Raw genomic sequence first — 5,669 nt, forward strand, 5'->3', positions numbered from 1 at the left:
CCACTTTTAGGGTGAGATTTCGCATAGCTTTCCATAAATGGAGGCGTAACAGAAAGCAAAGCTGCTTCTAACACCGAACAAACAAAAGAAATCACAATCGCCAATAAAAAATAACCAATTAGAGCAAACATTGAATCTCCATACACCCCTCTTATTCAAAAAATTTATTTGTAAATATTACTATAAAAGCCGCGAATTATCAAGCCACAAAGAATTATCAAACAACAAAGAATCTTGGGCAAATGCCCAAACTGCATTGCGAAATTTATTGTAGCCTTAAAATAAACGCGCGTCGTGTGGAAAATTCTTGCAAAAATTCTTTGTGAGAATCGCGGTAGATTCCAAAAATATCTACAAAATAAAAGGATTCCACCACGCCCTTTTGCTCCAAATCTTCCTCCATTTTTTTAACTACTGCCGTGTAATGAAAATCCTCCGCAATCACCAAAGAGAAAGTTGTGAAAGAATCGGCTTTTAAGTTTGCAGATTGGAGTTCTGATTTTAGCTGTTCTTTGAAACTTAACAAATGCAAATCTAGCCATAAAATCTGTGGATTGATTGTTTTTAAATCTTCCCTAAAAGATTCGTTTCTAAGCCCCAACATTAAGACAATCACCCCGAGAAAAACAAGCAAAACCAAAGGCAACAAAACCATTGCCCTACAATGGCGGTTTTGAACGCTTCTCATCGCTCCAACTCCACGACTAAAGTGCTAACGCAATGCAAGGCGGATTCTGCGTTGAGGATACAAAGTTCAAGTGCGATTCCTAAAGGTGTTTTGGCAATCTTAAAATCCGCGATATTTTGAAGAATTTCTTGCGAATTTTGCGGAATCTTTGGGAATTGCTTTTGGGATTCTAACACGATAGAATCCCCAAAATGCAAAGAAGAAGCTTGATTTAAAAAATAAATTTTGGGTGCGATGAGGAGTGCGGGTTGGCTTTGTGAAGCGTTTTTGGAAGAATCTTGCGCATTTTGTGAGGAGGGATTTGTTTGTGTTTGCATAAAATCCTTCAAAAATGGCGGAACCTCTAAGAGGATTTTGTGTGCATTGAGGCTTACGATTCTGCCTTGAAATTTGGAATGATAAAAGTCTTTGGGCGCGATGAAATGCGCAGGGGTAAAAAGCGCGTTTTGTGGTATATTTTGTGTCTGATAAAGCAAACATTGTTGGTTGAGGATTGCTTGGGAGTTGGAATCTAAATTTAAAAATTCCAATTCCAACAAGCCACTAGAAGCATTTGCAAACGCAATGCTTTGCGGTGCGAAGATTCCATGCAAACAAGGCAAAGCATAATTGCCAACAAGCGCGTATTCTTGCTCTTTTTCATAAAACACTAGACTTTTGCCTTTTATGCTTGATAAACTCGTGCTAATTTCTTCTCCTCCGACTATCATTAAACTTGCCAAATGAGAATTTTCTAGTAGATTTTTGATTTGTAGCAGGGCATTTTGGGCTTGAAGTTCTTGGATAAAGTTGCGATTCTCATAGGAATAATTTTGATAAATCTTGAGCAATGTTAATCCGCCTAAAACCCCTAAGATTCCAAACAAAATTAAACCCAAAAGCATTTCAATGAGCGTAAAGCCTTTTTGCATTTTTATCCTTTAGGGCGTGGTGGTTTGGATTTCATAAAATTGTGTAGATTCCACAATAGAGGATTGGAAGACACAACGCGGCGCAATTTTGTTACAAAGAGGAACATTATCCACTGCAATTTTTTGGGGGTTTCGTAGGTTTTCTATCCCCATTACCGCAAAACTCCCAAGAATTGCCGTCATCAAAATGCTTAACACCAAAATAAAAATCAACACTTCCAATAAAGCAAACGCTTTTTTGCTCGGATTCATCGTGGCTTCCTAAAAATTCATCCAAAATTCATTTGACGCTAAGCTACTGCAATTCTTAACAAAAGTCAAGTAAAACTGCAAATTTTGCTATATTTTGCTAAGTTTAGATTCCATTGTAGGGAATTAATTTGTGATTTATGGAATCCCAAACTAGCACTTTTTTACACATTGTTAACAAATTCTCGTGAAAATCTTATAAATTCTGATTGCAACGCCAATCTTTGGGCTACTTTTCGCTAGAATTTTCCAATCCAAGATGAGGCTAAAGGAGCAAAATGTTAAAAACCGCCATTTTATGCACGATTGGTGGAATCTTATTTCTTTGTGTGGGAAATTTCGGGGGAGACTTCATAGGATTTTTTAAGGATTCCAAAAAAGCCCAAAAAGTGCAGACCAAGCCTTGTCTTTATGTGCAATCTAGCGCATTAAATATTCGCAATGCGCCCAATTTGGAAGCAAAAATCACCGAAAAACTCCAACAAAACACCCCCATTTGCGAGTATTCCAACACGCAAAATGACTTTTTGCAAATTCAGCAAGGTTGGGTTGCGACAAAATACCTAAGCCTAACGCCTCGCAAACCGCCCCCAGCTAAAGCGACAAAAGACGAATCCGCACAGGATTCTATGCGCCTTGTTACTTTGGAATCCCCAAAGATTCTAAAGGATTCTAAAGGTCAGCTAGGATTTAAACTCACTAGCACCGCAAAACCCACAGAATCCACGCTTTTTTATCAAAAACAAGCGCAAGATTCCGCACAAGATTCGGTTTTGGAGCAGATTATCCAAGCAAGAATAGAAATGGATAACAAAAACTATGCACAAGCCAAAAATCTAGCCTTACGCGTGAATTTAAACAATCCTAAAAACCTAGAGAGTTGGGAAATTTTCGCAAAAAGTCTATATTTGGAGGGAAACGCACAAGAGGCTATTTTGATTTTGCAAAATTTCCTGCAACAAAACTACGATAAAAATCTCGCCCTTTTGCTAAAATCTATGAGACAAGGGCAAAAGATTTGACTTGCCAACAAAAACATTGGGATTCTAAAGACATTCTTAAAGGTTCTGCCGCGCTTTTAAATGCGGAGCAAATGCGTTATTTTGGCGCAATCATCATCAAAGAATCCGCCCCAAATATTTTAGAAGTTGCGCTGCTAGACCCCCAAGATAATCCGCACAAAGACACGCTTCAAGGCTTGTTTGGTGGCTATGTTTTGGAGTTTGGCGCAATGGATTTAGAAGAGTTTGAAAAAGCCCTTGTTTGGCTAAGTCAAGAAGAATCGTTGCGGTTAATGCTTCAAAAAATCCGACAAGAAATTCACCAAGAATCCAAAGAAAAGGATTCTAGTATCCAAAATCTCGTGCGATTCCTTTTGCAAATCGCAGTTTCCAAAAACGCGAGTGATGTGCATTTTGAACGCGATTTTGATTGTGTGCGTGTGCGATTCCGCGTTGATGGGGTTTTGGTAGAAAAGTTTTCGTTTGAAGTGTGGCTTTTTGCGCCTTTGAGTGCTTGTATCAAGCTTCTTGCGCATTTGAATCTAACAGATTCCAAAAAACCGCAAGATGGACGCTTTGCGTTAAAATTGCGCCATGCAGATGAGAGTTGGCGACTCTTTGATTTTCGCGTTTCTACTTTGCCTTTGTTAGAGGGCGAATCTATCGTGCTTAGGGTTTTGGATAAGCAAAAAACACTTTTGCCTTTGGAATCTCTAGGGTTTAGCGACGCGGAAATAACGCAGATTCAAACGCTTTTTAATCTGCCCTATGGGCTTGTGCTAATCACAGGACCCACCGGCAGTGGCAAAAGCACGACAATGTATGGAATCCTTAATATCCTCAAAGAGCGGAATCTCAAAATCATCACGCTTGAAGACCCTGTGGAATATCGTTTGCCACATATTAATCAAGTTGCAATGAATTCTGAAGTGAGCTTTGCAAATGTCCTGCGCAATGTCTTGCGTCAAGACCCCGATGTGATTATCTTGGGCGAAGTGCGCGACAAGGAGAGTTTGCAAATCGCGATTCAAGCGGCATTTACCGGGCATTTGGTGTTTGCCACCTTGCATACCAATGACGCGCTAGATACGATTGTGCGCCTAAGGGATATGGGATTAGAGCCGCATTTCATCGCGCAATCTTTAAGCGGAATCATTGCGCAGCGTCTGCTTCGCAAACTCTGTGATTGCCAAACTTCTACTAATGCTAACAAGTCTCTTGGTTGCGAATCTTGCAATCATACGGGCTATTTGGGCAGAATCGCAATTGCCGAAATCGTGCTAACAAACCCAGATTTGGAGGATTTTATCCATCATCGTTTGGATAAACAAGAGCTTTTGAAAAGGATAGAGCAACAAACGCCACATTTTACTTTGGAGCAAAAAGCCATGCAGCTTGTCGCAAACAACATCACAGATATGCGCGAAGTTTATCGCGTCGTTAAATAATGCAATTCTTAGTTCAATACAAACAAAAAGGCAGAATCCAAACAAAAACCTATCACGCAAAAACGCGCAGTGAGCTAGAAGCAACGCTCCAATCTCAAAATCTTTTCGTGCTAAATATCACGCCTAAAACAAGCTTCAAAGAAAGAATCGCACAATTTAATCCGCCCCAAACAAAGGAAATTTTGAGTGCTTTTTATGAGTTAAAACTCGGATTAAAGGCGCATTTGCCCTTGAATTTATTGCTAGAAAATCTCCAAAATCACACAAAAAATCCTCTTTTAAGTGCGCAGTTTGCCAAAGCACTTTTTGCGCTTAATTCGGGTAAATCTCTCTCGCTTAGCTTTAAAGAAGCGGGATTTTCGGACTTTATTTGTTCTATGTTAGAAATCGGACAAAAGGCTAACAGGCTAGATTCTGCCATAGAGTTTATTCTAATAGAGCTTAAAAATATGCAAAAGAATCGCAAACTTCTAACCAAGATTCTCCTTTATCCTGCCTTTGTTATTTGCGTGATGATATGCGTATTTTTGGGCATTACGCTTTTTGTTTTGCCACAGTTTGAATTGTTGTTTATCGGAATCAACGCGCCTTTACCTTGGATTAGTAGAAGTTTGCTTTTTATGCGCACGATTGTGCTTGATTTTGGGCTTTTTGGTCTTGTTGCGCTTGGTGGAATCGCGTTTTTGTGCTACAAATCCTATAAGACTTCTTTGAAATTTAGAATCGCCATAGATAGGTTTTGCCTTAAGATTCCTTATTTTGGCGCGGTGTTGTATTATTATCAACTCTGCCAATTTTTGCTTAGTTTCTTTTGGCTTTATCAAAGCAAAGTGCCTTTGCAAACGACGCTAGAAATTGCGACGCAACACCTAAGCAATCAGGCAATCAAACAACAAGCCGAAGGAATCTTTGATAAAATTTCGCGCGGAATCCCAATCGCACAGGCTTTTAGCGCAAGTGGAATCTTGGACTCTCTAAGCGTTCAACTCCTCTGTGGGGCGCAAAATGACGCGGGATTTTTGGAATCTTTAGAGGTGTTGCTAGAGCTTCATCAAGAAGAACTTGCCACACGCGGAGAAACTTTGTTGGTGATGATTGAGCCATTAATGATTTTGATTTTGGGTGCTTTGGTTTTGTGGTTAGCCCTTGCGATTTTCTTGCCTTTGTGGGAATTACCTATGCAATTACAAGGATTATAAATTTCTAGATTCGTGGCAATGATGGCTAAGTAATGCAATGCGTAATGGCAACCCTTGCGTCATTGCACAAAGCGAACGAAGCAATCCATAATCTTAAATCTCGTCATTAAGGATTCCATTGTAAAATTCTCTTAAGCGCATTATTGTAAATTTGCAAGTGTGGGTGAGAACAC

The 5,669-nt window shown here is 39.6% G+C and carries 6 protein-coding genes; 3 read left to right on the forward strand and 3 right to left on the reverse strand.

Features of this window, described 5'->3' with window-relative positions; genetic code table 11:
- Positions 1 to 265 precede the first annotated feature (265 nt).
- Genes LS69_RS09575 through LS69_RS09585 form a run of 3 tightly spaced genes read right to left on the reverse strand, consistent with a single transcriptional unit; the run spans position 266 to position 1,851 of the window.
- Positions 266 to 688 carry a hypothetical protein gene (locus LS69_RS09575; protein ID WP_138124494.1) on the reverse strand — a complete coding sequence of 141 codons (423 nt, stop codon included), beginning with the start codon at positions 686 to 688 and terminating at the stop codon, positions 266 to 268.
- Positions 685 to 1,599, reverse strand: coding sequence for a prepilin-type N-terminal cleavage/methylation domain-containing protein (locus LS69_RS09580; RefSeq protein WP_138124497.1), 915 nt, complete (start codon positions 1,597 to 1,599; stop codon positions 685 to 687). Before LS69_RS09580 ends, LS69_RS09575 begins: the two co-directional genes overlap by 4 nt.
- A 9-nt stretch (positions 1,600 to 1,608) precedes the next feature.
- Positions 1,609 to 1,851, reverse strand: a complete 243-nt coding sequence (locus tag LS69_RS09585) for a type II secretion system protein (RefSeq protein WP_138124500.1) — start codon at positions 1,849 to 1,851, stop codon at positions 1,609 to 1,611.
- Between the two features lie 275 nt (positions 1,852 to 2,126).
- Between LS69_RS09585 and LS69_RS09590 the strand changes: the two genes are divergently transcribed.
- Genes LS69_RS09590 through LS69_RS09600 form a run of 3 tightly spaced genes read left to right on the forward strand, consistent with a single transcriptional unit; the run spans position 2,127 to position 5,496 of the window.
- The gene (locus LS69_RS09590) at positions 2,127 to 2,870 is read left to right on the forward strand and encodes an SH3 domain-containing protein (protein ID WP_138124503.1); all 744 of its coding nucleotides are present in this window, start codon (positions 2,127 to 2,129) and stop codon (positions 2,868 to 2,870) included.
- Positions 2,867 to 4,297, forward strand: coding sequence for a GspE/PulE family protein (locus LS69_RS09595; protein ID WP_238699292.1), 1,431 nt, complete (start codon positions 2,867 to 2,869; stop codon positions 4,295 to 4,297). Before LS69_RS09590 ends, LS69_RS09595 begins: the two co-directional genes overlap by 4 nt.
- Positions 4,297 to 5,496 carry a type II secretion system F family protein gene (locus LS69_RS09600; RefSeq protein ID WP_194145486.1) on the forward strand — a complete coding sequence of 400 codons (1,200 nt, stop codon included), beginning with the start codon at positions 4,297 to 4,299 and terminating at the stop codon, positions 5,494 to 5,496. The genes LS69_RS09595 and LS69_RS09600 overlap by 1 nt, the downstream gene beginning before the upstream one ends.
- The last annotated feature ends 173 nt before the right edge of the window (positions 5,497 to 5,669 follow it).

It is taken from the genome of Helicobacter sp. MIT 05-5294 (assembly GCF_000765675.1).
Lineage (GTDB): Bacteria > Campylobacterota > Campylobacteria > Campylobacterales > Helicobacteraceae > Helicobacter_D.

Excerpts from the sequence above, each read along its gene's own strand:
- LS69_RS09575 (WP_138124494.1), bottom strand. The coding sequence starts at position 688 with ATGAGAAGCGTTCAAAACCGCCATTGTAGGGCAATGGTTTTGTTGCCT.
- LS69_RS09580 (WP_138124497.1), bottom strand. The coding sequence starts at position 1,599 with ATGCAAAAAGGCTTTACGCTCATTGAAATGCTTTTGGGTTTAATTTTG.
- LS69_RS09585 (WP_138124500.1), bottom strand. The coding sequence starts at position 1,851 with ATGAATCCGAGCAAAAAAGCGTTTGCTTTATTGGAAGTGTTGATTTTT.
- LS69_RS09590 (WP_138124503.1), top strand. The coding sequence starts at position 2,127 with ATGTTAAAAACCGCCATTTTATGCACGATTGGTGGAATCTTATTTCTT.
- LS69_RS09600 (WP_194145486.1), top strand. The coding sequence starts at position 4,297 with ATGCAATTCTTAGTTCAATACAAACAAAAAGGCAGAATCCAAACAAAA.